Annotated in this window: 21 protein-coding genes; 13 read left to right on the top strand and 8 right to left on the bottom strand. The window is 60.6% G+C overall.

Features of this window, described 5'->3' with window-relative positions; translation table 11 throughout:
- The 11 genes from nuoL to dnaE all read left to right on the top strand — a co-directional run bounded on the left by nuoL (position 1) and on the right by dnaE (position 16,057).
- Positions 1–1,995, top strand: coding sequence for an NADH-quinone oxidoreductase subunit L (nuoL, locus tag SJY08_RS09890; RefSeq protein ID WP_377275450.1), 1,995 nt, complete (start codon positions 1–3; stop codon positions 1,993–1,995).
- A complete protein-coding gene (locus SJY08_RS09885; RefSeq protein ID WP_069041628.1) occupies positions 1,995–3,506 on the top strand; it encodes an NADH-quinone oxidoreductase subunit M in 1,512 nt (503 codons plus the stop codon). Before nuoL ends, SJY08_RS09885 begins: the two co-directional genes overlap by 1 nt.
- A gap of 18 nt (positions 3,507–3,524) precedes the next feature.
- A complete protein-coding gene (nuoN, locus tag SJY08_RS09880; protein WP_054150630.1) occupies positions 3,525–4,970 on the top strand; it encodes an NADH-quinone oxidoreductase subunit NuoN in 1,446 nt (481 codons plus the stop codon).
- Positions 4,967–5,734 (top strand): biotin--[acetyl-CoA-carboxylase] ligase, encoded by a 768-nt coding sequence (locus tag SJY08_RS09875; RefSeq protein ID WP_377275449.1) that lies wholly within the window; start codon positions 4,967–4,969, stop codon positions 5,732–5,734. Before nuoN ends, SJY08_RS09875 begins: the two co-directional genes overlap by 4 nt.
- A gap of 18 nt (positions 5,735–5,752) precedes the next feature.
- Positions 5,753–7,420, top strand: a complete 1,668-nt coding sequence (locus tag SJY08_RS09870; protein WP_377275448.1) for a ribonuclease J — start codon at positions 5,753–5,755, stop codon at positions 7,418–7,420.
- A gap of 55 nt (positions 7,421–7,475) precedes the next feature.
- Entirely contained in the window at positions 7,476–7,880 is a 405-nt protein-coding gene (mce, locus tag SJY08_RS09865) for a methylmalonyl-CoA epimerase (protein ID WP_054150633.1), read from the top strand.
- Between the two features lie 155 nt (positions 7,881–8,035).
- A complete protein-coding gene (locus SJY08_RS09860; protein ID WP_300891010.1) occupies positions 8,036–8,314 on the top strand; it encodes a DUF1467 family protein in 279 nt (92 codons plus the stop codon).
- 503 nt (positions 8,315–8,817) lie between these two features.
- Positions 8,818–10,140: a proline--tRNA ligase gene (proS, locus tag SJY08_RS09855; protein ID WP_300891014.1), complete on the top strand. Its 1,323-nt coding sequence runs from the start codon at positions 8,818–8,820 to the stop codon at positions 10,138–10,140.
- A 64-nt stretch (positions 10,141–10,204) separates the two neighbouring features.
- Positions 10,205–11,512 carry a lipoprotein-releasing ABC transporter permease subunit gene (locus SJY08_RS09850; RefSeq protein WP_377275447.1) on the top strand — a complete coding sequence of 436 codons (1,308 nt, stop codon included), beginning with the start codon at positions 10,205–10,207 and terminating at the stop codon, positions 11,510–11,512.
- Between the two features lie 14 nt (positions 11,513–11,526).
- Positions 11,527–12,216, top strand: coding sequence for an ABC transporter ATP-binding protein (locus SJY08_RS09845; RefSeq protein ID WP_377275446.1), 690 nt, complete (start codon positions 11,527–11,529; stop codon positions 12,214–12,216).
- Between the two features lie 340 nt (positions 12,217–12,556).
- On the top strand, positions 12,557–16,057 hold the full coding sequence (gene dnaE / locus SJY08_RS09840) for a DNA polymerase III subunit alpha (protein WP_377275445.1): 3,501 nt from the start codon (positions 12,557–12,559) through the stop codon (positions 16,055–16,057).
- 3 nt (positions 16,058–16,060) lie between these two features.
- On the opposite strand, the gene SJY08_RS09835 is transcribed toward dnaE, so the two are convergent.
- The 5 genes from SJY08_RS09835 to SJY08_RS09815 form a co-directional block, all read right to left on the bottom strand.
- Positions 16,061–17,293 (bottom strand): L,D-transpeptidase family protein, encoded by a 1,233-nt coding sequence (locus SJY08_RS09835; protein WP_377275444.1) that lies wholly within the window; start codon positions 17,291–17,293, stop codon positions 16,061–16,063.
- Positions 17,294–17,432: 139 nt separating this feature from the next.
- Positions 17,433–18,164 (bottom strand): YoaK family protein, encoded by a 732-nt coding sequence (locus tag SJY08_RS09830; protein WP_377275443.1) that lies wholly within the window; start codon positions 18,162–18,164, stop codon positions 17,433–17,435.
- A gap of 71 nt (positions 18,165–18,235) precedes the next feature.
- Complete coding sequence (locus tag SJY08_RS09825; protein ID WP_377275442.1) at positions 18,236–19,519, bottom strand: DNA polymerase IV; 1,284 nt, start codon at positions 19,517–19,519, stop codon at positions 18,236–18,238.
- Between the two features lie 90 nt (positions 19,520–19,609).
- Positions 19,610–20,245 carry a hypothetical protein gene (locus tag SJY08_RS09820; protein ID WP_054150642.1) on the bottom strand — a complete coding sequence of 212 codons (636 nt, stop codon included), beginning with the start codon at positions 20,243–20,245 and terminating at the stop codon, positions 19,610–19,612.
- Positions 20,245–20,538, bottom strand: coding sequence for a DUF3572 domain-containing protein (locus SJY08_RS09815; protein ID WP_054150643.1), 294 nt, complete (start codon positions 20,536–20,538; stop codon positions 20,245–20,247). The genes SJY08_RS09820 and SJY08_RS09815 overlap by 1 nt, the downstream gene beginning before the upstream one ends.
- A 138-nt stretch (positions 20,539–20,676) precedes the next feature.
- Here SJY08_RS09815 and SJY08_RS09810 point away from each other — a divergent pair, with 138 nt between their 5' ends.
- Together SJY08_RS09810 and SJY08_RS09805 are read left to right on the top strand one after the other, a co-directional pair.
- Positions 20,677–21,048, top strand: coding sequence for a response regulator (locus SJY08_RS09810; protein ID WP_054150644.1), 372 nt, complete (start codon positions 20,677–20,679; stop codon positions 21,046–21,048).
- Positions 21,049–21,060: 12 nt separating this feature from the next.
- Complete coding sequence (locus tag SJY08_RS09805; protein ID WP_069041620.1) at positions 21,061–22,434, top strand: PleD family two-component system response regulator; 1,374 nt, start codon at positions 21,061–21,063, stop codon at positions 22,432–22,434.
- A gap of 751 nt (positions 22,435–23,185) precedes the next feature.
- Here the strand turns inward: SJY08_RS09805 and rpmG are convergent.
- The 3 genes from rpmG to SJY08_RS09790 all read right to left on the bottom strand — a co-directional run bounded on the left by rpmG (position 23,186) and on the right by SJY08_RS09790 (position 25,317).
- Positions 23,186–23,353: a 50S ribosomal protein L33 gene (rpmG, locus tag SJY08_RS09800; RefSeq protein ID WP_006727600.1), complete on the bottom strand. Its 168-nt coding sequence runs from the start codon at positions 23,351–23,353 to the stop codon at positions 23,186–23,188.
- 90 nt (positions 23,354–23,443) lie between these two features.
- Complete coding sequence (locus SJY08_RS09795) at positions 23,444–24,628, bottom strand: MFS transporter (protein ID WP_300890850.1); 1,185 nt, start codon at positions 24,626–24,628, stop codon at positions 23,444–23,446.
- Positions 24,629–24,867: 239 nt separating this feature from the next.
- Positions 24,868–25,317 (bottom strand): DUF983 domain-containing protein, encoded by a 450-nt coding sequence (locus SJY08_RS09790; protein WP_054150647.1) that lies wholly within the window; start codon positions 25,315–25,317, stop codon positions 24,868–24,870.
- Positions 25,318–25,323 lie beyond the last annotated feature (6 nt).

Below are 25,323 nucleotides of genomic sequence, written 5' to 3'. Positions count from 1 at the left end.
ATGATCTACAAGGCTATCGTCTTTCTCCCCCTGATCGGCTTCCTGATCGCCGGCTTGCTTGGCCGCCAGATCGGCGCCAAGGCGTCGGAATACATCACCACGGGTCTGATGATCATCGTGGCGATCCTCTCCTGGATCGTGTTCTTCAACGTCGCGATGAGCCACGAGGCCCACGAGGTCATCAAGGTGCCCGTGATGCGCTGGATCCAGTCCGGCGGCATCGACGTCGAATGGGCCTTCCGCATCGATACCCTGACGGCTGTGATGTTCGTAGTGGTCAACTCGGTGTCGTGCCTCGTGCACCTCTACTCGATCGGCTACATGCACCACGACCCGCATCGGCCGCGTTTCTTCGCCTATCTGTCACTGTTCACCTTCGCGATGCTGATGCTCATCACGTCGGACAACCTGCTGCAGATGTTCTTCGGCTGGGAAGGCGTGGGTCTTGCGTCCTATCTGCTGATCGGCTTCTGGTACAAGAAGCCGTCCGCTTCCGCCGCTGCCATGAAGGCCTTCATCGTCAACCGCGTCGGTGACTTTGGCTTCATCCTCGGCATCTCGGCGCTCTTCGTGATGTTCGGCTCGATCAACCTCGAGACGATCTTCGCCTCGGCCCAGTCCTATCTGCCGACCGATCCTGCAGCGTCGCCCGAAGTCGTGCTGAACCTCTTCGGCATGCAGCTTGACCGCAGCCATGCGCTGACCGGCGCCTGCCTGCTGCTCTTCATGGGCGCGATGGGTAAGTCGGCGCAGTTCCTGCTGCACACCTGGCTGCCGGACGCCATGGAAGGCCCGACCCCGGTTTCGGCGCTCATTCACGCCGCAACCATGGTCACCGCCGGCGTCTTCCTCGTCGCTCGTATGTCGCCCGTCTTCGAACTGTCGCCGGATGCGCTGACCGTCGTCACCATCGTCGGCGCAATCACGGCTTTCTTCGCGGCGACCGTCGGCCTTGTGCAGAACGACATCAAGCGCGTCATCGCCTATTCGACCTGCTCGCAGCTCGGCTACATGTTCGTGGCGCTCGGCGTCGGCGCCTATGGCGCAGCCGTCTTCCACCTCTTCACGCACGCCTTCTTCAAGGCACTCCTGTTCTTGGGCGCAGGCTCCGTCATCCACGCCGTCGATGGCGAGCAGGACATGCGCTACATGGGTGGTCTGAGGAAGCACATCCCCGTGACGTTCTGGGCCATGACGATCGGTACGATCGCTCTGACCGGTGTCGGTATCCCGGGAACCCTGATCGGTACCGCTGGCTTCTTCTCGAAGGACTACATCATCGAGTTTGCCTTCGCCTCGAGCTCGGCCGTCGGTGGTTTTGCCTTCACAATGCTGGTGATTGCGGCTCTGTTCACGAGCTTCTATTCTTGGCGCCTGGCGTTCCTGACCTTCTTCGGCAAGCCGCGTGCGTCTGCTGACGTCATGCACCATGTGCATGAAAGCCCGCAGGTGATGCTGATCCCGTTCTACCTGCTCGGTTTCGGCGCACTGTTTGCCGGCTTCATCTTCCACGACTACTTCTTCGGCCATCACTATGCCGAGTTCTGGAAGGGCGCGCTCTTCACGCTTCCGACCAACACGGTACTGGAAGAGTTCCATGACGTTCCGAAGTGGGTGAAGTGGAGCCCGTTCATTGCTATGACGCTCGGCTTCGTCACCGCCTGGTACATGTATATCAAGAACCCGTCGGCGCCGAAGAAGCTCGCTGAACAGCAGTGGATGCTCTACCAGTTCCTGCTCAACAAGTGGTACTTCGACGAGCTCTACGACTTCCTCTTCGTTCGGTCCTCCAAGGCGCTCGGCCGCTTCCTGTGGAAGAAGGGTGACGTCGCCACCATCGACGCCTACGGCCCGAACGGCGTTGCCTCTGCCGTTGGCGGCCTGACCCAGAAGGTCGTCCGCCTGCAGTCGGGCTACCTCTATCACTATGCCTTCGCGATGCTCATCGGCATTGCGGCACTTGTTACCTGGATGATGCTCGGGAGCTCCCTCTGATGACCGATTGGCCCATTCTCTCGACGGTCACCTTCCTTCCTCTGGTCGGCGTGGCTCTGCTTCTGCTAACCCGGGGTGATACTTCTCTCGGCCGCCGCAACATCCTGAACGTCTCGCTGCTGACGACGGTCTTCACCTTCGTCGTGTCGCTCTTCATCTGGATCAACTTCGACAATTCGAACACCGGCTTCCAGATGGTGGAGAAGCATGCCTGGCTCGGTACCGGCATCTCCTATCATGTTGGCGTCGACGGCATCTCGATGCTGTTCGTCATCCTGACGACGTTGCTCATGCCCTTCTGCATTCTTGCGAGCTGGACCTCGGTCGAGAAGCGCCTGAAGGAATACATGATCGCCTTCCTGGTGCTCGAGACGCTGATGATCGGCGTCTTCGTCTCGCTCGACATCGTGCTCTTCTACGTCTTCTTCGAAGCAGGCCTCATCCCGATGTTCATCATCATCGGTGTCTGGGGTGGCAAGGATCGCGTCTACGCATCCTACAAGTTCTTCCTCTACACGCTGCTCGGCTCGGTGCTGATGCTGCTCGCCATCATGGCAATGTACTGGGATGCCGGAACGACCGATATCGCAGCCCTCTTGCAGCATGATTTCCCGCCGCAGATGCAGACCTGGCTATGGCTTGCTTTCTTCGCTTCCTTCGCGGTGAAGATGCCGATGTGGCCGGTGCATACCTGGCTGCCGGATGCGCACGTTCAAGCACCGACGGCAGGCTCCGTGATCCTGGCGGGCATCCTCCTGAAGCTCGGCGGCTACGGCTTCCTGCGCTTCTCGCTGCCGATGTTCCCGCTGGCATCCGACTTCTTCGCGCCCTTCGTCTTCACGCTGTCCGTGATTGCCATCATCTACACCTCGCTGGTCGCGATGATGCAGGAAGACATGAAGAAGCTGATCGCCTATTCCTCGGTCGCGCACATGGGCTACGTCACCATGGGTATCTTCGCCGCCAACCAGCAGGGCGTCCAGGGTGCGATCTTCCAGATGATCAGCCACGGCTTCGTCTCCGGCGCGCTCTTCCTCTGCGTCGGCGTGATCTACGACCGTCTCCATACCCGCGAGATCGCGGCCTATGGCGGCCTCGTCAACAACATGCCGAAATACGCGCTCGCCTTCATGGTCTTCACCATGGCCAATGTCGGCCTGCCGGGCACCTCGGGTTTCGTCGGTGAATTCCTGACCCTGATCGGCGTGTTCCGCGTCAACACCTGGGTCGCGCTCTTTGCCGCCACCGGCGTCATCCTTTCGGCAGCCTATGCGCTCTGGCTCTATCGCCGGGTCGTCTTCGGTGCGCTCGAAAAGGAGAGCCTGAAGAGCATGCTCGACCTTTCCACCCGCGAAAAGCTGACCCTTTATCCGCTGATCGCCCTCACCATCTTCTTCGGCGTCTATCCGGCTCCCATCCTCGATGCGACCGCCGCCTCCGTCGACAATCTGGTGAACAACTACTCCGCAGCCTTGCAAGCAGCCCAGTCCCTGGCGCTGATTGCGAACTGACGACAGGATCCTTTGGACATGACCGTTGAAACTCTCATTGCTAGCCTGCATCTGGTCACGCCGGAATTGATCCTGGCCGTGGGCGCCATGGTGCTGCTCATGATCGGCGTGTTTTCGGGCGAGAAGTCGAACAGTGTTGTCACAGGACTGGCGATCGCGCTGCTGATCTTCTCGGGTGCCTGGCTGGTTTTCTCCGGCGCGGAAGGAGAGGCCTTCAATGGCGCCTACCTCGCTGACGGCTACGCCAAGTTCATGAAGATCCTCGCCCTGATCGGTTCGGTCACGGCGATGATCATGGCGGTCGGCCATGCCCGCTACGATCATCTCGACAAGTTCGAGTTCCCGGTGCTGCTGGTTCTCGCCACGCTTGGCGTCATGCTGCTGATCTCGGCCAATGACCTGATCGCCCTTTATCTCGGCCTCGAACTGATGTCGCTGGCTCTCTATGTCGTCGCTGCCATCAACCGTGACAGCCTGCGTTCGACGGAAGCAGGCCTCAAGTACTTTGTGCTTGGCGCGCTTTCTTCCGGCATGCTGCTCTACGGCATGTCGCTGGTCTATGGCTTCACTGGCAATACCGGCTTCGACGAGATTGCTGCCGTTCTGTCGCAGGGCGAACCGTCGCTCGGTCTGATCTTCGGCCTTGTGTTCGTTCTCGCTGGCCTTGCCTTCAAGATCTCCGCCGTTCCGTTCCACATGTGGACACCAGACGTTTACGAAGGCGCTCCGACCCCGGTCACCGCCTTCCTCGCCGCGGCCCCGAAGATCGGTGCCATGGCGATCTTCGTGCGCATCGTCATCGACGCCTTCCTGCCGATCTTCGCCGAGTGGCAGCAGATTGTCGTCTTCATCGCGATTGCATCGATGGTCCTGGGTTCGGTCGCCGCGATCGGCCAGAAGAACATCAAGCGACTGATGGCTTATTCCTCCATCGGTCACATGGGTTATGCGCTGGTCGGTCTCGCCGCCGGCAATGACACCGGTGTCGCCGGCGTTCTGCTCTACATGATGATCTATCTGGTGATGACGCTCGGCACCTTTGCCTGCATTATGGCGATGCGCCAGAAGGAAGGCGGCAATGTCGAGAACATCGACGATCTCGCTGGCCTGTCGACCACGCGGCCGTTCATGGCCTTCGTGTTGACCGCGCTGATGTTCTCGCTCGCCGGCATTCCGCCGCTCGCAGGCTTCTTCGCCAAGTACTTCGTCTTCGTGGCTGCCATCGAAGCCAAGCTCTATGCGCTTGCGATCATCGGTGTTCTGGCCTCGGTCATCGGCGCCTATTACTACCTGCGCATCATCAAGGTCATGTGGTTCGACGAAGCCAAGGGTGAATTCGCCCGCACGTCGATCGAGCTGCGCCTCGTCTTCGGTCTCTCCGGCTTCTTCGTGGTCGGTTACGTCCTCTTCGGCGGTCCGCTCGGGACCGCGGCGGAAGCAGCTGCAAAGACGTTGTTTAATTGACCAGCCTCGGTAGACCGCGCCGGATTTCGCTCGACGACTTCCGGCACGAATCCCTCGACGAAGTCTCGTCCACCAATACGGAAGCATTCGCCCGCGCTCGCGCGGGCGATTCCGGTTTTCTGTGGTTGACAGCCGAGCGCCAGACCGGTGGCCGCGGCCGCCGCGGCCGGCCATGGGTGTCCGAGCGTGGCAATCTCTATTCGACCCTTCTGCTGATGGATCCAGCACCGGCCGAACAACTGGGATCGCTGCCGCTTGCCGTGGCGCTGGCCGTTCATGCCGCGGTTCAAGCGGTGATGCCGTCGGGCGCCAAACCCGTGGAGATCAAATGGCCGAACGACGTACTGATCGGTCGTAAGAAGACGTCAGGAATATTGCTCGAGGCGGAACGTATCGCCGATGGCCGCATGGCACTTGCCATCGGGATCGGCATCAATATCGCCCACCGCCCTGACCTGACGCTTTATCCGGTGACCTCGCTTGCCGATCAGGGCGTTTCGATTTCGCCGCCGGAGTTCTTCGCCCATCTGTTCGTCGAGATGTCAGAGGCTCTTTACGTCTGGGACGAGGGCAGGGGGATCGCCGAGATCGTGCGGCGCTGGCGTCGCGTCGCTTGTGGCATTGGCGAGAAAATTACTGTGAACCTCCCGGACCGCTCGATTTCCGGTATCTTTTCCGGAATCGATGATAAGGGAATTTTGTTGCTCGACCGGGGCTCCGACGGAATGATGTCGGTTGCCGCCGGAGATGTGTTTTTCGGGTAGACTGGATCGGAACTGAGAATGGCCAATAACGACGAACTGGTTTTCCTGCCGCTGGGCGGCGTGGGAGAAATCGGCATGAACCTCGCATTGTACGGCTATGGTCCGCCGTCCAATCGCCAGTGGATCATGGTCGACTGCGGCGTGACATTCGCCGGGCCGGATCTGCCGGGTGTCGATCTCGTGCTGCCCGATATCAGTTTCATCAAGAAGCAGAAAAAGAACCTCAAGGGCATCATCATCACCCATGCCCATGAAGACCATTACGGTGCACTGAACGATCTGTGGCCAGGCCTCAATGTACCTGTCTATGCCTCGCGCTTCACGGCCGGCATGCTCGAAGCCAAGCGCGACTATGAGGGCTCGCGCGCCGAGATCCCGATCACGCCCTTCAAGCAGGGCGACCGGATCAATGTTGGCCCGTTCGAAATTGAAGCGATCGGCGTGAACCACTCGATCCCTGAGCCGATGTCGCTCGTCATCCGCACGCCGCTCGGCAATCTCATCCATACGGGTGACTGGAAAATCGACCACAATCCCTCGCTCGGCCCACTGACCGACGAAGAGCGCTTCCGTGCCGTCGGCGACGAGGGCGTGCTGGCGATGTTCTGCGATTCGACCAATGCCATGCGTGATGGTGTCTCGCCCTCCGAGGAGGAGGTTTCGGCAGGTTTGCAGAAGATCATCGAAGCTGCGGAAGGCCGTGTGGCAATCACCACCTTTTCCTCGAATGTCGGTCGTATCCGCTCGATCGCCCAGGCGGCGGAAGCGGCCGGCCGCGAAGTCCTGCTGCTCGGCAGTTCGCTGAAGCGCGTAACGGCGGTCGCCGATGACATCGGCATCATGCAGGGCGTCAAGCCCTTCATTGCCGAAGACGAATATGGTTTCATCCCGCGCGACAAGATCGTCGTTATCCTCACCGGTAGCCAGGGCGAGCCGCGCGCAGCACTCGCCAAGCTCTCGCGTGACGAGATGCGCAACGTGGCGCTGACGAAAGGCGACACGGTCGTGTTCTCCTCGCGCGCCATTCCAGGCAACGAGAAGGCCATCCTCGAAATCAAGAACGGTTTGATCGAGCAGGGCGTCCACATCGTCACCGACAGTGATGCACTTGTCCACGTTTCGGGCCATCCGCGCCGCAACGAACTGCTCAAGATGTACGAGTGGGTCCGTCCGCAGATCCTCGTGCCCGTTCATGGTGAGGCCGCCCATCTGGTCGCCCAGAAGGAACTGGCGCTTCAGGCCGGCATCCCGACCGTACCGCGTGTCCGCAATGGCGACATGCTGCGCATCGCGCCGGGCCCCGCCGAAGTCATCGATCAGGCACCCTTCGGCCGCGTCTACAAGGACGGCAAACTCGTCGGCGACATCGAGGAAATGGGCATCGCCGACCGCAAGAAGCTCTCCTATGTCGGCCATGTTGCCGTCAGTGTGCTTCTCGACAGTCGCTTCGATTTCCTTGGTGATCCCGATGTCGTGGCTTTCGGCCTTCCGGAAGTCGACCATGAGGGAGAACTGATGGAGGATACGCTTTACGACGCCGTTCTCGGAGCGGTGGAAAGCATTCCGCGCAGCCGTCGCAAGGATCTCGATACTGTTCGCGAGTCCATCCGCCGCGCGGTGCGCTCGACTGCCAACGAAGTCTGGGGCAAGAAGCCGATCGTCACGGTGTTCCTGACCAAAGTCTGAGGGACGAGGCGGGCAGGGATGGCCTAATCTTTGCCCGCAATGACTGGAGGAAGACATGCTCGGCCGCGTCAATCACATCGCCATCGCCGTTCCGGATCTCACGGCCGCGACCGCGAGTTATCGTGATACGCTCGGCGCCAAGGTGTCCCAGGCACAGGCGCTTCCCGAGCATGGTGTGACCGTCGTTTTCGTCGAACTCGAGAACACCAAGGTCGAACTTCTCGAACCGCTTGGCGAGAATTCGCCGATTGCCGCCTTCCTTGAGAAGGCTCCCTCGGGCGGCATGCACCACATCTGCTACGAGGTCGCCGATATCCTTGCCGCCCGCGACCAGCTCTCAGCATCCGGAGCTCGTGTACTCGGCAGTGGCGAGCCGAAGATCGGCGCCCATGGCAAGCCGGTCCTGTTTCTGCATCCCAAGGATTTCTTCGGCACCCTGATCGAGCTCGAACAGGTCTGAGGCCCATTCACGAACCGATGAAGTCTTGTTGATCGCGGCTCGGACGGGCCTGCGACGCTTTTGTCTTTGTGCCAGGCCGTTTCCGCGATTATAGGGGGAGAAAGAGCGGCGCAGGCGTAACGTTTGGCGCCATCTCATGTCTGGAGCGAAACATCATGGCGATCCTGTCGGGACTGGCAGTCTATTTTGTGATCTGGTGGCTGGTGCTGTTTGCGGTGCTGCCTATCGGCCTTCGCACCCAGGACGAGGATCAGAACGTCGTGCCGGGAACAGTGGCCAGTGCTCCCACCCGCTTCCGCGCGGCGCGCATCTTCCTGACCACTTCCATCGTCTCTGCACTGATCTATGGCGCCTGGTATGTCGCCGGCGCCTATTTCGGCATCAGCTTCAACGATCTGCCGGTCATCATGCCGGGCGTTGAGCCGCAAGGCTGATCGGCGCCTCTCAGCGCGCCCATTCCGTCGACTAGGCAAAAAAAAACAAGGTCAAAAGACCTTGTTCGAAGCTTCGCGTGATCCTTCACCAATTAAGGGGCTGCGAACGGGCGCGCCTAGATCTGATCCTCCCAAGACTTGACCGCGAGTGTGGCAAAGATTTGTACTCCCTGCCTCTTTTATGGGCTGAACCTAGCCCAATCAGTGACCCTTGTCACCCCTGAATCTTGCAGATTTGTTACACCCATCCAAAAAAAATTCCTCATGTCGCTTTGTCGCATAAGCGTCATGGAATGATCTGATTTTCAGGTTTCGACGTCGCAATCACGTGTCCCCTGCGCGGCCCAATGGCGCGCTTGAGGTGCCGGCTGTGGGCGAGGGCAGCGAACGGCGCTTGCGGGTTTTCTTCTCATGTCCAACCGGCTATGAACGCTTCCTGACATCCCGTTTCAATCGCTGATTCCGCCTGATTTGGCGGCATCGATAACCATCTGGAATTCGTTATGCGTCTGTCGCGCTACTTCATGCCGATCCTGAAGGAAAACCCCAAGGAAGCCGAGATCGTCTCCCACCGCCTGATGCTGCGGACGGGCATGATCCGCCAGCAGAGCCAGGGGATCTATTCCTGGCTGCCGCTCGGCAAGCGCGTGCTCGACAAGGTCAACGCCATCATCCGCGAAGAGCAGAACCGCGCCGGTGCCATCGAACTCTCCATGCCGACCTTGCAGTCGGCCGAGCTCTGGCAGGAAAGCGGTCGTTACGAGGATTACGGCAAGGAAATGCTGCGCATTCGCGACCGGCAGGACCGTCCGATGCTCTATGGCCCGACCAATGAGGAAATGATCACCGACATCTTTCGCTCGTCGGTCAAGTCCTACAAGAGCCTGCCGCTCAACCTCTATCACATCCAGCTGAAGTTCCGCGACGAGATCCGTCCGCGCTTCGGCACCATGCGCTCGCGCGAATTCCTGATGAAGGATGCCTATTCCTTCGACCTGACCCAGGCCGACGCGATCCATTCCTATAACAAGATGTTCGTCGCTTACCTGCGCACCTTCGATCGCCTCGGTCTGCGCGCCATCCCGATGCGCGCCGACACCGGCCCAATCGGCGGCAATCACAGCCACGAATTCATCATTCTGGCCGACACCGGCGAATCTGAAGTCTATTGCCACAAGAGCTTCGTCGATTTCGACATTCCGTCTGCCGACACCGATTTCGACAGCGTTGATGGCCTGCAGTCCGTTTTTGACAAGTGGACCTCGGTTTACGCCGCCACCTCCGAAATGCATGACGAAGCCGCCTTTGACGCCATCGGTGAGAATGATCGTCTCTCGGCGCGCGGCATCGAGGTCGGTCACATCTTCTATTTCGGCACCAAATATTCCGAGCCAATGGGCGCCAAGGTGCAAGGGCCCGACGGCAAGGAGCATCTTGTCCACATGGGTTCCTACGGTATCGGTCCGACGCGCCTTGTTCCGGCCATCATCGAAGCCTCGCATGACGAGAACGGAATCATCTGGCCGGCTTCGGTCGCGCCCTTCGATGCTGTTGTCATCAACATGAAGCCGGGTGACGAGGGCTGCGACACGACCTGCGATCGCCTCTACGTCGCGCTGCAGAATGCCGGCAAGGACGTGCTCTACGACGACACCGACGATCGTGCGGGTACGAAGTTCGCGACTGCCGATCTGATCGGCGTGCCGGTCCAGGTCATTGCGGGCCCGCGTGCCGTCGCTGCCGGCGAAGTCGAGCTCAAGGACCGCAAGACCGGTGCCCGTGAGACGCTGACGATCGAAGCGGCGATCAACAAGCTGACGGCCTGAGGCAAAAGCCTTACGCCGAACCAAGGTCGGGTCTTGAGACTTGATCCCGAGGCAAGGAGAAACCATGGCGACGACGGCCGTTGGCAAAGAGACGGTGGACACGGACAAGGCCGCATCAGCGCGCGCCTTTTCCGGCTTTGAACGCATGGTGGCCTGGCGCTATCTGCGCGCCCGGCGCAAGGAAGCCTTCATTTCCGTCATTGCCGGCTTCTCCTTCATCGGCATCATGCTCGGTGTGGCGACGCTGATCATCGTCATGGCGGTGATGAACGGCTTCCGCACCGAACTCGTCTCGCGCATTCTCGGCATCAATGGCCACATGATCGTTCAAGCCGTCGATCAGCCGCTGACCGATTATGCGGGGCTTGCCGAGCGCTTTGCTGCCGTTCCGGGCGTCACCATGGCGCTGCCGCTGGTTGAAGGCCAGACGCTTGCCTCGGGTCGCCAGGGCGCTGGCACGGGTGCGCTGGTGCGCGGCATCCGTCCGGATGACCTGACCAAGCTCACCGTCGTCTCCTCCAATATCCGACAGGGCGACATGGTCGGCTTTGCCACGGGGCAGGGCGTGCTGATCGGCTCGCGCATGGCAGCCCAACTGGGCTTGTCCGCCGGTGATACGATTACGCTGGTTTCGCCCGAAGGCGACATCACGCCGCTCGGCGTCAATCCGCGCGTGAAGTCCTACCCCGTTGCGGCCATCTTCGAGATCGGCATGTCGGAATATGATGCGTCGATCATCTATATGCCGCTTGAGGAATTGCAGCTCTATTTCAACGTCGAAGGCATCGTGCAGTCGATCGAGCTCTTCATTTCGGATCCTGACGCCGTCGACGAACTGCGCCCGCTGATCGAGGAAGCCGCCGGCCGCCAGATCTTCCTGACCGACTGGCGCCAGCGCAACCAGACCTTCTTCTCGGCGCTCCAGGTCGAGCGCAACGTCATGTTCATGATCCTGACGCTGATCGTGCTTGTTGCGGCGCTCAATATCATCTCCGGCCTGATCATGCTGGTGAAGGACAAGGCGAGCGACATCGCGATCCTGCGCACCATGGGCGCGACATCGGGCGCCATCATGCGCATCTTCTTCATGACGGGTGCAGCGATCGGCACGGCCGGCACGCTTGCCGGCGTCGTGATGGGTGTGGTCGTGTGTCTCAACATCGAAAGCATCCGCCAGTTCTTCTCCTGGGTGTCGGGAACGATGCTCTTCGATCCCGAGCTTTATTTCCTGAGCCAGCTGCCGGCGGACATGAATGCGAGTGAGACCATCTCGGTGGTCATCATGGCGCTCAGCCTGTCCTTTATGGCCACCATCTTCCCGGCCTGGCGGGCCTCGCGCCTGGATCCTGTCCAGGCCCTGCGTTACGAATGAGGATGCCGAAATCAATGGCAAAAGACGTGGTTCTCTCGCTTGCCGGCATCGATCGCCATTACGGTCAGGGCGAAACCGTGCTCTCGATCCTGAAAGGTGCGGACTTTACCTTGCGCACTGGCGAGACCGTGGCGCTGGTCGCCCCGTCGGGCACCGGCAAGTCTACGCTTCTGCATGTTGCCGGGCTTCTTGAGCACCCCGATGGCGGCGACGTGACGGTTGGCGGCGTTGCCTGCCAGGAACTGGGCGACGAGCAGCGCACCGCAATTCGCCGAAAGTCGATCGGCTTCGTCTATCAGTTCCACCATCTGCTGCCCGAATTCACCGCGCTGGAAAACGTGATGATGCCGCAGCTGATCGCCGGGCTCACCAAGCCGGAGGCCGCCGAACGCGCCAAGCAGCTTCTCGACTACATGCGTGTCGGCAATCGCGCCGATCACCGCCCGGCCGAACTCTCCGGCGGCGAACAGCAGCGCGTGGCGATCGCCCGCGCAGTCGCCAACGCCCCGCTGGTGCTGCTTGCCGACGAACCGACCGGCAACCTCGATCCCGAGACGGCAAGTTATGTCTTCTCGGCGCTCGAAGCACTGGTCCGCCAGTCTGGTTTGTCAGCGATGATTGCGACCCACAATCACGACATCGCCCGCCGGATGGACCGCTGCGTCACCCTGGTCGATGGCAAGGTCGTCGAATTCCAGGTCTGACCTCTCTCCAGTTTCTGTCTTCTTGCCTGATGGCCGTGCGCCTCGGTGGAGTTTGTTCAGCCGAGGTTGCGGTTTTTTTAGGTTGACATTGGAACAAGAGCGGAACAAAATAAAAACATAAAGGGACAAGGAGACAGAAATGACCGAAATTCTTCGTGACGTTGCTGCATTTGCCTCGATGGCCGTTTTCGTATCCAGCATGGCTCTGCTGATGATGGCGCTCTGATACTGCGGGCGGCAAAGCTGGTGAGGAAGGCTTTGCCGCCCGACTTCCTTCTGGACTTCGTGAGCCTGAAAGCCGAAAATCACGACCGATTCAGAAATCAGGGAATGAAGCGGTATGGGCGAGGACAGCGTCGACAGGCAGGCGTCCGGTGGACTGGGTGATGGCCCGGGTTTCGTGCACTTGCGGGTGCATTCTGCCTATTCGCTGCTTGAGGGCGCTCTGCCGCTCAAGAAGATCCTTGGCAAAGCTGTCGCCGACGACCAGCCGGCGATCGCGATCACTGACACAAACAATCTTTTCGTTGCGCTCGAGTTTTCCCAGAAGGCGCTCGGCGATGGCATCCAGCCGATCATCGGCTGCCAGCTGTCGATCGACATGGAAGATTCGACCGGCGAGAAGCGCGGCGGTAATGGCCATATGCCGGATCTGCCGTCGGTTGTGGTCCTGGCCTCCGACGCTGACGGCTATGAGCGCCTCGTCGATCTCGTCAGCCGGGCCTATCTCGGCGGCGACGCGGGGCAGCCGACCCATGTAAAGCTTTCCTGGCTCGAAGAGAGCGGCACCGAGGGCCTGATCCTGTTGACGGGCGCCGGTGGCGGGCCGGTCGATCGTATCCTCAAAGACGGTCACAAGACCCAGGCCGAAAGCCGCCTCGTCGCATTGAAGCACCTGTTCGGCGATCGCCTTTATGTCGAACTGCAGCGCCATGGCGACTATGATCGCACGCATGAGCGGCGCATGGTCCAGCTCGCCTATGAGCATGATCTGCCGCTGGTCGCGACCAACGAGGCTTTCTTCCCGGCCCGCGACGATTACGATGCCCATGACGCCCTGATGGCGGTCGCTCACAATGCCATCGTCTCGAACGACGACCGCTTCCGCCTGACCCCCGATCATTATCTGAAGAGCCGGGCGGATATGATGAAGCTCTTCGCCGACCTGCCGGAAGCGCTGGAGAATTCCGTCGAGATCGCCCGTCGCTGCTGCTTCGTTCTCGATACCCGCAAGCCCATCTTGCCGCGCTTTACCGGTGGCAGCGACGATCCGGAAGAAGCCGAACGCGAGGAAGCACTCGAGCTGCGCCGTCAGGCGGAGGAGGGGCTCGACCAGCGTCTGACAGCCCTCGGCATGGCGCCGGGCTACGAGGAAAAGGATTATCGCGACCGGCTGGAGTTCGAGCTCTCGGTCATCGAACGCATGAAGTTCCCAGGCTACTTCCTGATCGTTTCGGACTTCATCAAATGGGCGAAACAGCATGACATCCCGGTCGGTCCGGGCCGTGGTTCGGGTGCGGGCTCGCTCGTCGCCTATGCCCTGACCATCACCGACGTCGATCCCTTGCGCTTCTCGCTGCTCTTCGAACGCTTCCTCAACCCGGAACGCGTCTCGATGCCCGACTTCGACATCGACTTCTGTCAGGAGCGCCGCGAAGAGGTCATTCGCTACGTTCAGCGAAAGTATGGTCGCGAGCAGGTGGGCCAGATCATCACATTTGGTTCGCTGCAGGCCCGCGCGGCCCTCCGCGACGTCGGCCGCGTGCTGGAAATGCCCTATGGCCAGGTCGACAAGATCTGCAAGCTGGTGCCGAACAATCCTGCCAATCCGACGCCGCTCTCCAAGGCGATCGAGGAGGAGCCAAAGCTTCAAGAGGCTGCCGAGGAGGAGCCCGTGGTGGCGCGGCTTCTTGAGATAGCCCAGAAGATCGAGGGTCTCTACCGCCACGCCTCGACCCACGCTGCCGGTATCGTCATCGGCGATCGCCCGCTGTCGAAGCTGGTGCCGATGTACCGCGATCCGCGCTCCGACATGCCGGTCACCCAGTTCAACATGAAATGGGTCGAACAGGCCGGTCTCGTGAAGTTCGACTTCCTCGGCCTGAAGACGCTGACTGTCCTGAAGACGGCTGTCGATTTCGTCGAGGAGCAGCGTGGCCACAAGGTCGATCTCGCGGCCATCCCGCTCGATGACACCTTGACCTACGAAATGCTCTCGCGTGGTGAAACGGTCGGCGTGTTCCAGGTGGAAAGTGCCGGCATGCGCAAGGCCCTCATCGGCATGCGCCCCGACTGCATCGAGGACATCATCGCCCTCGTCGCGCTTTATCGTCCGGGCCCGATGGAAAACATCCCCGTCTACAATGCCCGCAAGCATGGCGAGGAGGAGATCGCCTCGATCCATCCGAAGATCGACTACCTGCTCAAGGAAACTCAGGGCGTTATCGTCTACCAGGAACAGGTCATGCAGATCGCGCAGGTCCTGTCGGGCTACTCGCTCGGCGAAGCTGACCTTTTGCGCCGCGCCATGGGTAAGAAGATCAAGGCGGAGATGGACCAGCAGTCGGTCCGTTTCGTCGACGGCGCGATGAAGAATGGGGTCTCCAAGCCACAGGCGAACAACATCTTCGAACTGCTGGCAAAATTCGCCAACTACGGCTTCAACAAGTCACACGCCGCAGCCTACGCCATCGTCTCCTATCAGACGGCCTACATGAAGGCGCATTATCCGGTCGAGTTCCTCGCCGCATCGATGACGCTCGATATGTCGAACACCGAAAAGCTCGTCGACTTCCGCCAGGATGCCGGCCGTCTCGGCATCGAAGTCGTGCCGCCTTCCGTCCAGACCTCCTACCGGCACTTCCAGACCGGGCCGAATTGCATCTACTACGCGCTCGCCGCTCTCAAAGGTGTCGGAGAAGGCGCCGTCGATCACATCGTTGAGGTCCGAGGCGACAAGCCTTTCGACAGCATCGAGGATTTCTGCCTCAGGATCGATCCGAAACAGATCAACCGCCGTGTCTTTGAAAGCCTGATCGCCGCCGGTGCCTTCGACTGCTTCGGTCGCGACCGCGCCGAACTCGTCGGCAGCATCGATCGCATCATGGGTTATGCCCAGCGGGCCCAGGAAAATGCCGTCAGCGGCCAGTCCGACATGTTCGGCTCCGGCGGCGCAAGCGGGCCCGAACGGATCGCCTTTGCACCCTATACGCCCTGGCTTTCCTCGGAAAAGCTGATGCGGGAATTCCAGGTGCTCGGCTTCTATCTCTCCGCTCACCCCCTCGACGCGTACAGAGACCTGCTCGACAAACTGCGCGTCCAGAATTTCGCGGATTTCTCGGTTGCCGTAAAGCAGGGCGCCTCCGCCGGCCGGCTCGCCGGCACCGTCATCTCCCGCCAGGAGCGCAAGACCCGCACTGGCAACAAGATGGGCATCATCACCTTCTCGGATGCCTCGGGCCAGTATGAAGCGGTTCTCTTCTCGGAAGGTCTCAACCAGTATCGCGACCTGCTCGAGGCCGGCAAGTCGCTGGTGCTGACTGTGCAGGCGGAAGAGCGCCCCGAGGGCATCGGCCTGCGCATCCAGACGGCGCAGTCGCTCGAAGAACAGTCGATCCGCATGCAGAAGGCGATGCGCGTTTTCGTCCGGGATTCCGGTCCCTTGCGCGCCGTCGCTGCACATCTGAACGCAAGGGGCGACGGCCTTGTCTCCTTCATCGTCATCAAGGACGAAGGCCAGCGTGAAATCGAGGTAGAACTGACGGAGCGCTTCCGCATTTCCCCGGAGATCGCCGCCGCCATGCGCTCCACCCCCGGTGTTCTCGACGTAGAACTGGTCTGATCGTCAGGCCTGCGGCTTCGAACGCGTCACGGTGATAAAGTCTGTCCCGTCGCCGGTCTCCGGGCCGATGCCGGTATCCGAGATGGTGATCGAGGATCCCTCGCTCAGCATGGTTTCGATGCGGGCACGCACGTCGTCCGGGATGACGATGCGCGACAGCGCCGCCTCGGCCGAGAAGATCGACTTGTCGTCCGCCGGGGTGACGATGCCAAGACGCTTCTGCGTCGATGCAGGAAGGTGGTCATCGAGCGTCACGCCACGCCATTCGGCCTTCCGCTTGTAGCGATCGACAGCAGTCGCTTCGATGAAATGGGTGCCAAGCGCCTTCTCTGGCTCCCGGATGTTGACGGGGGCTGAAAAGAGTGGCGCGAATTTCTGCCGGATCATCAGCTGGCCCGTCGGCGGGTGGTCCTCGCCGGCCTGCACATAGAGCGTCCCGAGAAAAGTCTCAGACAGGATCTGTGCGTCCTTTGCTATTTCATGCTTCTCCTTGAACGCCTTGATCGCCGCAATGGTCCGCGTGCCGAGCAAGCCATCGGAAACGCCGGCATCGAAGCCGAGCGTGCCGAGAAGCCGCTGGACGTCGGACACGACGTCGCGCTGGGTGCGTCGTGTAATCAGGATACGCAGCGGAGGTGGTTCCTCGATCGTCACCTTTGTCTCGGCACCGCTGCGCGGTGGAACTGCGTTCATGGCCACTTCGACGGGGCCCAGCCCCGGCTCGACACGTCCGGGCCTGAGCTCTACGTCCGACAGCAGCCCGCCATCGTCAATCGGGAGGCGCGGCGTGAACAGATTGGCGTGGGTGATGGACTTTGGCGCTATGGCATCGTCGGTGATGATCACATGCGCGCCGCGCTCGGTCATGGAAAAGAGCGTCTTGGCGAAGCCGTTCGGCAGGCGCACGCAACCATGCGAGGCCGGATAGCCGGGCAGCTTGCCCTCGTGCAACGCGATGCCCGACCAGGTCAGACGTTGCATGAAGGGCATGGGCGCGTTCGAATAGAGGTTGGACTCGTGATACTTGCGCTTCTCCAGGATCGAGAAGATCCCCGATGGCGTGGTATGTCCGGGCTTGCCGGTCGATACTTTTGTCGTCGCCACCACCTCGTCACCGTCGTAGACGGTCAGCGTCTGTTCCGCCTTTGAGATATAGATCTGGAGCGGACCATCGGCGGCAAGCGCCGTGCTGGATATGAGAGATAGGCTGACGGCGAGGGCGAAACGCTGAAACATGGTCGACCATTTGAAACGCAATACACAAGCAATCGCAGTGTAAGCGACGATGTTTAAGAAAAGTTTCGCGAAAAGCCGTTGCGTTGCTACTCACGCGGCTGTGATCGTGTTTCCACACTTGTCACGAGCTGTGACTTGTTCACGGGGTGGCTGTCTGCCGCGGTCGCAGTTGCGGTGAGACGACCACGAGCAGCAGGGCCGCAAGCGGCAGGGAAAAGGCATGGCCGACATGCTTGAAGCCGAGAGCACCGACGAGGCCGCCGACGAAGAACATGCCAACGATGGGCAGTAGGATGCCGAGCTTGCGGCTGTCCGTTGCAAGCGGTGGTTGATCGAGGAGCCGGACGATCCGGCCATAGGCGAGCTTGCCGAATTCGATGCCGACATCGGTAATCATGCCGGTCAGGTGGGTGGTGCGGATGCGGGCGCCGGAGATCTTGGTGATCGTCGCGTTTTGGAGGCCCATCACGAAGCAGAGGAGAAGGGCCGTCACCGCTGCGGCTGAAGCCGCCGGCACGACGGCGCCGATCCCGGCAAAGGCAATCAGCAGGCCGGATTCGAGCGCCAGCGGATAGGCATATTGCTGTCGGCGCGCATGGCGCCGGGCCCAGTTGATAAGGACTGCCGAGCACGAAGCGCCGAGCGTGAAGCTGACCAGAAGTGCGATGCCAGCGCCGACCAGCCCGAAAAGCCCGAGTGCCAGATTGTCGGCAATCGCGGAGACGATGCCGGTCATGTGCGAGGTGTAGTGACCGATGGCAAGGAAGCCGCCGGCATTCATCGCGCCCGCGACAAAAGCCAGGATTGTGCCGAGCAGCAGGTCGTTAGGCCGCGTGCGGCGATGGGCGGCGGCAAACCGCAAGAGCCGCATGTATCCGCCCTGGCGCCCTGGGAGCCGGCTGTGATCCGTGATGATGGAGGGTGCCTGCGCCACGTAGTCGCCTATCGTTTGGACGGGAAAGTGTAACCCGTCTGAACCGTACCCTTGCCGAACTTGTCGCGCAATTTGTCCATCGCCGCCTCTGCCGCTGCCCGCCTTGCTGCCTGGGCATCAACGAGGTCAGGCGGGTCGGCAAGCATTGGATCCTGCAGATCGCTGACGCCGATGCCGATCAGCCGGAATCGCGTTCCATCCGTTTCCTTCTCCAGCAGCGACATGCCGGTGCGGAAGATCCGATCGGCCAGCTGGGTGGGGTCATCCAGCCGTCGATTGCGCGTTCTGAGCTTGAAATCGGCCGTCTTGAGCTTCAGGACGACGGTCTGCCCGGCGATCTCGTGTCGCTTCAGCCGCCAGGCGACCTTTTCGGACAAGGCACGCAGATGCACCACGAGCTCGTCGAGCCGGTGAATGTCGTCGAAGAAGGTCGTCTCGGCCGAGACGCTCTTGGCCGGGTCGTTCGGATGCACCGTCCGCTCGTCGATGCCGCGGGACAGACGCGCCAGACGCTGTCCCATCGAGCCATAGCGGCGCATGAGATCGCTCTCGTCCATCACCTGGAGCTGGCCGATGGTCCGGATGCCGTCGGCCTGTAGTGTCGTGGCAAGTGCCTTTCCGACACCCCAGATCATCGTGACCGGCTTGTCGGCAAGGAAGGAGAGCGCCTCGGCCTCGCCGATGACGGAGAAACCGCGCGGCTTCTGCAGGTCGGAAGCGACCTTGGCGAGGAACTTGCAGTAGGACAGCCCGACGGAAACGGTAATGCCGATCTCCTGCTCGATGCGTCGGGCGAGCCTTGCCAGCACCCGGGCCGGCGGATCGTGATGCAGCAGTTCGGTGCCTCGAAGATCGAGAAAGGCCTCGTCGATCGAGATCGGCTGCACGAGCGGTGTCAGTTCCTCCATCATCGCCCGGATTTCGCGGCCTACGCGCGAATACTTCTCCATGTCGGGCTTGATGACCACGGCCTGCGGACAGGCTTCCAGAGCCTTGAACATCGGCATGGCAGACCGCACCCCATGTATGCGTGCGACGTAGCAGGCGGTGGAGACGACCCCGCGCTTGCCGCCGCCGATGATCACGGGCTTGTCGATCAGCTCCGGATTGTCGCGCTTCTCCACCGAGGCGTAGAAAGCATCACAATCGATATGCGCGATCGACAGGTCGTAGAGTTCGGAATGGTAGACGAGCCGCGGGCTGCCGCAGGAACGACAGCGCCGTGCACCCTCTGCCTGCCCGGTCAGGCAGTCACGACAAAAGCCAGGGTGATCAGGAGCAGCGCGCGTCATGGCCAGAACAAAGATTGAACATTCCCACCATAGGCCGCGCTGCGAATGCAGGCAAGGGCGGCAAGGCCGGGACGAGCGGTTGTCGTTCGGTTAGCCCGCGAAATGCGATCGGATCAGCTCGGACGCCTCCGGCCAGGTGCCGACACGCCGGACCGTTTCGGGTGGCTCGGGTGCGAAGCGGAAGATTTCGAGCGGTGGCGGAAGATAGATCAAAAGGCAGTCTGGCACGTGCTGGCCGACCGAGTGCAGATTGTGCACCATGTCGTCGACGAAGGCGACGGGCAGGGGCCTTTCCCCTTGCAACGCCGCTACCATCGGCCCCTTGGCCTCTTCCGTTGCAATCATTGGAAAGGTCAGTGTCAGCTGGTCGAGCAGCCGTCGCCGCACCTCGGCGTGGCGAGGCGGCATGGCAGTGAGGAACACAAGATCGGCATTCTGGCCGAGCGCATGAAGGCTGTCGACCGCATCGGCAAACGGCGTCTGCCAGCGCTCCTGCTCGACGAAGAAATCATCGATCAGCGCCTTGACGGCTGGCGCTTCGATCACGCTTTCATCGGCGCCGGTGACGATGTTGCCGGTCAGCTTGAAGGAGCGCGGCAACAGCCTGTGGCCGCGGCTCTGCAGGAAGGCCTCGAACGGTGCGGCGAACTGCAGGACGACATCATCGACATCGCAGACGATCAAAGGCCTGTCCGTCAGGCGGATGTGGTCGAGATCCGTCAGCATCAGAAATCGGCCGAATCGAAGCTCGGACCCGCATATCGGTGATAGGCCTCGACCACCGTTTCAGGCTTGGTGTCCGTCGCGGTGCAGAATTCCATCAGCGTCGGTTCGTGCTGCATCAGAAACTCTAGCATGCCGGCGAGAAAGGCCGGGTCGCCGACCGCCTGGCGAAGCTGTGTCGGCTGTACGCCAGACAATGCGAGGAAACGCGACAGCATCTCCGGTTCATTTGCCAACCAGCCAAGCACGGCAACCGCAGTGGCTTCGGCATCGGCAGGTATATCTCTGTTTTTCATAAAGTCTTTTCCTCTTGCCCTGGCAAATTACCGATTTCGAAACCAAATAGCACTAGCATGTTCGCTGACGGAAGACGCAACTCGCGCTGGGTCCGGTGTTCCGGACTGACTGAATGCGCGAGACAAAGGACCGGGTGAATGCCGAAAAAAGTGATGATTGTCGAAGACAACGAGCTCAACATGAAGCTCTTCCGCGATCTGATCGAGGCATCCGGCTATGAGACAGTGCAGACCCGCAACGGCATGGAAGCCATGGATCTCGCGCGGCGCCACCGCCCGGATCTGATCTTGATGGACATCCAGTTGCCGGAGGTCTCAGGACTTGAAGTGACCAAGTGGCTGAAGGACGATCCCGAGCTCCACGTGATCCCTGTGATTGCCGTAACGGCATTCGCCATGAAGGGCGATGAGGAGCGGATCCGGCAGGGTGGCTGTGAAGCCTATGTCTCCAAACCCATCTCGGTCCCCAAGTTTATCGAGACGATCAAGACCTATCTCGGAGATGCGTGAGGACTGACAGCCATGACTGCCCGTATTCTGGTCGTCGATGATATTCCTGCCAACGTCAAGCTGCTCGAAGCGCGGCTGATGGCGGAGTATTTCGACGTGCTGACGGCAAGCAATGGCCGTGATGCGCTGGATATCTGCGATCGCACCCAGGTCGACGTCATCCTCCTCGACATCATGATGCCGGAGATGGACGGATTCGAGGTCTGCGAGCGGCTGAAGTCCAACCCGCGTACGGCGCATATCCCGGTCGTCATGGTCACTGCCCTCGATCAGCCTTCTGATCGTGTCCGCGGTCTGCAGGCCGGTGCCGACGATTTCCTGACGAAGCCGGTCAACGACCTGCAGCTCATCTCCCGGGTGAAGAGCCTGGTGCGCTTGAAGACGCTGACGGACGAGCTGCGCATCCGCCACGACACGACCCGTGAGGCCGGCATCGGTGACGTCTTCAGGCTCCAGGAGGGGCGCCTCGAAGAGCAGGCGCAGGTTCTGCTCGTCGACAGCCGCGGTGCCTCCCAGGAGCGCATTATCAAGGCGCTGAAGCCGATTGCCGAAGTCAGCGCCATGTCAGACCCGCAGGCGGCGGTGTTCGAGGCGGCTGAGAACGCTTTCGATCTGGTCATCGTCAACAGCAATCTCGAAGACTACGACCCCTTGCGTCTCTGCTCGCAGATCCGTTCGCTGGAACGCACCCGCTTCATTCCGATTCTCCTGATCACGGAGCAGGGGGATGAGCAGATGATCATCCGGGCGCTTGATCTCGGCGTGAACGACTACATCGTGCGCCCGCTCGATCCCAACGAAATGATCGCCCGCACGCTGACCCAGGTTCGCCGCAAGCGCTTCAACGATCGCCTGCGCAACAGTGTGCGTCAGACGATCGAACTTGCCGTCACCGATGGGCTCACGGGCCTCCACAATCGCCGCTATCTCGATACGCATCTGCGCACACTGTTCGCCCGCGCCAAGGTGCGTGGTCGGCCGCTGACGCTATGCATCACCGATATCGACCGCTTCAAGCAGGTGAACGATGTCTACGGGCACGATGCCGGCGACGAAGTGCTGAAGGAGTTTGCCGGCCGGATCCGCTCGACCGTGCGGGGGGCCGATCTTGCCTGCCGTTTTGGCGGCGAGGAATTCGTCGTCGTGATGCCCGACACACCGGCGGAAGTCGCCGCAACCGTTGCCGAGAGGCTGCGTGGCATGATCGAGGCACGGCCCTTCCAGCTTCGATCGGGTGAGACCCCTCTGATGCTGACAGCATCCATGGGCATTGCCACGATCGGTCCCGGTATCGAAACGCCCGAGCAGCTTCTGAAGCAGGCCGACCGGGCTCTCTATGAAGCGAAGAACTCCGGTCGCAACCGCGTCGTGGGCGCTGCTGCTTGACCCCAGGGACCAAGGGCGGTGACAAAATCTCAAGTTTCGACCGTCGCCCTGAAAGATCTTCACAGCTTTTTCAATTGCCGCCATCCTTGGCATGCCGGGTAAATCTTGCTGACTTTTTGAGCAGTTACAAAGCGACTTATTTTTAGCAGCCCGAATAGTATTGAGGCTGATCCTGCCAATGACGCCCGACTGGATCGAGAATGTGCTTACTCGGTTTTGTATTTAATTGAATATTAGGTTCCGCTGTCGCTGACTGATCTCACCCGCTCAAGTCAGTCTCTGTGATCTTTCACAACTAAGCTTGAGAACATCCGAAATGTGTCTGCGGTATTCTCAAGTCTCAATGTGTGTAGAACTGACTATCACCTGTGAATCGCAAGTTCATCTGAGCCTAATTTAACCATAAAGCAGCGAAGCCCGGGTAAGCAGTTAATAATCTGTTGATTTTTGTCTCTACTTGAGAGAACTTGCAGCCATCGGACAAGACCCCTTCGGAGGTCATCAATACCCCATGATGCTCAGGTCCGCCGCATCTCCTGGGTCGTGGGGTCGGTCGGTTGGTATGCAACGTCAAAAACGGTTCCTCGTGCCGTGTTGTGTGCCGGCCGACCCCCTAATAGGACACCGGTTTCCGCAAGGAAGCCGGTGTTTTTCGTTTGGCGATATGCCTGGAGCAGGTGGCATCACTGCAAAAGAAAAAGGCGTGTCGCAGAATGCGACACGCCTTTTTTGAGAAGCCCTCGATCAAGTCTTACTTGATCTTGGTTTCCTTGAACTCGACATGCTTCTTAGCAACCGGGTCGTACTTGGTCTTCGTCATCTTTTCCGTCATCGTGCGGCTGTTCTTCGTGGTTACGTAGAAGAAACCCGTGTCAGCCGTCGACAGAAGCTTGATCTTGATGGTTGTAGCCTTGGCCATGGTCGTCCTGCCTCTAATAAACGAAGCCGTGGACGACCGAACGAGGCCCACGGCAAATCTGGCGCGAAACTACAAATCGCGCCCGAAAAGTCAAGTGCGTTTCGGCTTAAAAAGCAGGCGTCCCAGGGAAAGCACCACGTAGAGCGCGAAGAAGCCCGCAATTGCCCAGGCAAATCCGTCATTGCCGGTGATATCGATGGCCGCTCCTATGGCCTGAGGACCGGCGACGGTGCCGACAGCATAGCAGAAAATGAAGGCGGCATTGGCCGCCGCGAGGTCGGCGCCGGTGAGTCGCGAGCCGAGATGGCTCAGGCCGACGGTGTAGAGCCCGGCAACGCATCCGCCCCAGAACAGCAGAACGATGGCCATCAGGTGCCAGTGGCCGGACAGCCAGGGTAATGTCAGGGATCCGGCAAGCCCGACAATGGCGAGAATCGACAGAAGCAGGCGCCGGTCACGCATACGGTCGGAGAGCAGCCCCAGCGGGATCTGGAAGATCATGTTGCCGACGCCCATGACGGTCAGGAGAAGCGCTGCCTGCGTCTCTGTAAAGCCGCTGCGGGTGGCATAGATCGGGAAGAGGGAAAGGCCGCCGGCTTCGACCGCCCCGAAGACGAAAACGGCAACCGTCGCTGTCGGCACCAGGAAGATGTAGCGAAAGAAATGCATCTCCGGCTTTTCGCTCAGCACCGGGCTTTCGTTGCGGGCGATGTAGATCGGGATGGCAGCCGCAAGGATCGCGATGGCGCCGACCGCGAAGGGCAGGAGCCCGTCGCTCCCCAGCACGGAAAAGAGCAGGGGGCCGCAGGCAAATCCGACGGCGAGCATAGTGGCGTAGATGCCCATCACCAGGCCGCGCTTGCGCGAAGGGGCCGCCGCATTGATCCAGAACTCTGAGAGGATGAAGAGCGTCGTTGTCGCACCGTGGAACACGATGCGCAGCGGAAACCACATCCAGAACTGTTCGGCATAATAGAAGCCGACCGCGCTTACTGCCGACAGGACTACGGCCCAGAGCATGGTCGGCACGACGCCGAGCTTGTGAGCGAGTTTGGTGGTCACGGGAGCAGCCGCCATGGCGGCGATCCCGGCCATCGCCGAGTTGAGACCGATCAGCGTCGAGGAGATGCCGCGCTTTTCGAGAATGATGCTGAGCAACGGTAGGCCGAGGCCAATTGCAATGCCCACAGCCGAAATCGCTGAAATCGCTGCGAAAAGCGAGGGCCAGTGGATTTCGTCGCGATCGCCGTTCAGGCCGACATTCGTCTCAGACATCGGACACCCGGTCGCTCATGTCGCATTCCGGCCTGAGGCATGACCGCAGGCGCGCATGTGTCGAAATCTGTGATGGCATCGGCGCGTACCAGCTCCTGGGCATAGTCGATCGGCGCGGCATGTTCAGACTGGAAACCGCACGCCTGTCAAGCGCTTCTGATCTCACGGTACGAATCAAGACTGCGCCTCTGGGCGACGTTTAACGAAAAACCGCCACAGCCGCGTGACGGATCGATGACTCAGTCGCGGCCGTCCTTGAAGGTTTCTGGCGCGTCATCATGCCCACCGAATCCGTGCATCCGCAGTGCCCATTGCAGCCCGACCACTCCGCCCTTGATCGGCTGCAGGCAGAGCAGGGACGTAACGACGCCGATCGGTGCCCAGATGGCAAAATGCACCCAGGCAGGCAGAACGAAGACCAGATCGGTGGCCATGAAGCCGCCGACCAGGACATGGCCGAGAATGAGAATGACGAGATAGGCCGGCAGGTCGTCCGCCCGATGGTGATGATAATCCTCGCCGCAAGCCGCGCAGTTATCCACCACCTTGAGATAGCTGCGGAAGAGCTTGCCCGAGCCGCAGGACGGACATTGATTGAGCATGCCGCGCTTGATCGAGCGACCGAGCGGGCGATCGGCCTTCTCGCCGCCGCCGTACTGGATCGTTGCCTGGGTCTGGTTGCCGCTCATGTCATG

This window comes from Rhizobium sp. R86522 (assembly GCF_042466255.1).
GTDB lineage: Bacteria > Pseudomonadota > Alphaproteobacteria > Rhizobiales > Rhizobiaceae > Allorhizobium.
This window is presented reverse-complemented; position numbering and strand designations above follow the sequence as displayed.

Bases quoted from the DNA above. Each gene is read 5' to 3' on its own strand.
- nuoL (WP_377275450.1), top strand. From the start codon at position 1: ATGATCTACAAGGCTATCGTCTTTCTCCCCCTGATCGGCTTCCTGATC.
- SJY08_RS09885 (WP_069041628.1), top strand. From the start codon at position 1,995: ATGACCGATTGGCCCATTCTCTCGACGGTCACCTTCCTTCCTCTGGTC.
- nuoN (WP_054150630.1), top strand. From the start codon at position 3,525: ATGACCGTTGAAACTCTCATTGCTAGCCTGCATCTGGTCACGCCGGAA.
- SJY08_RS09870 (WP_377275448.1), top strand. From the start codon at position 5,753: ATGGCCAATAACGACGAACTGGTTTTCCTGCCGCTGGGCGGCGTGGGA.
- mce (WP_054150633.1), top strand. From the start codon at position 7,476: ATGCTCGGCCGCGTCAATCACATCGCCATCGCCGTTCCGGATCTCACG.
- SJY08_RS09860 (WP_300891010.1), top strand. From the start codon at position 8,036: ATGGCGATCCTGTCGGGACTGGCAGTCTATTTTGTGATCTGGTGGCTG.
- proS (WP_300891014.1), top strand. From the start codon at position 8,818: ATGCGTCTGTCGCGCTACTTCATGCCGATCCTGAAGGAAAACCCCAAG.
- SJY08_RS09850 (WP_377275447.1), top strand. From the start codon at position 10,205: ATGGCGACGACGGCCGTTGGCAAAGAGACGGTGGACACGGACAAGGCC.
- SJY08_RS09845 (WP_377275446.1), top strand. From the start codon at position 11,527: ATGGCAAAAGACGTGGTTCTCTCGCTTGCCGGCATCGATCGCCATTAC.
- dnaE (WP_377275445.1), top strand. From the start codon at position 12,557: ATGGGCGAGGACAGCGTCGACAGGCAGGCGTCCGGTGGACTGGGTGAT.
- SJY08_RS09835 (WP_377275444.1), bottom strand. From the start codon at position 17,293: ATGTTTCAGCGTTTCGCCCTCGCCGTCAGCCTATCTCTCATATCCAGC.
- SJY08_RS09830 (WP_377275443.1), bottom strand. From the start codon at position 18,164: ATGCGGCTCTTGCGGTTTGCCGCCGCCCATCGCCGCACGCGGCCTAAC.
- SJY08_RS09825 (WP_377275442.1), bottom strand. From the start codon at position 19,519: ATGACGCGCGCTGCTCCTGATCACCCTGGCTTTTGTCGTGACTGCCTG.
- SJY08_RS09820 (WP_054150642.1), bottom strand. From the start codon at position 20,245: ATGCTGACGGATCTCGACCACATCCGCCTGACGGACAGGCCTTTGATC.
- SJY08_RS09815 (WP_054150643.1), bottom strand. From the start codon at position 20,538: ATGAAAAACAGAGATATACCTGCCGATGCCGAAGCCACTGCGGTTGCC.
- SJY08_RS09810 (WP_054150644.1), top strand. From the start codon at position 20,677: ATGCCGAAAAAAGTGATGATTGTCGAAGACAACGAGCTCAACATGAAG.
- SJY08_RS09805 (WP_069041620.1), top strand. From the start codon at position 21,061: ATGACTGCCCGTATTCTGGTCGTCGATGATATTCCTGCCAACGTCAAG.
- rpmG (WP_006727600.1), bottom strand. From the start codon at position 23,353: ATGGCCAAGGCTACAACCATCAAGATCAAGCTTCTGTCGACGGCTGAC.
- SJY08_RS09795 (WP_300890850.1), bottom strand. From the start codon at position 24,628: ATGTCTGAGACGAATGTCGGCCTGAACGGCGATCGCGACGAAATCCAC.
- SJY08_RS09790 (WP_054150647.1), bottom strand. From the start codon at position 25,317: ATGAGCGGCAACCAGACCCAGGCAACGATCCAGTACGGCGGCGGCGAG.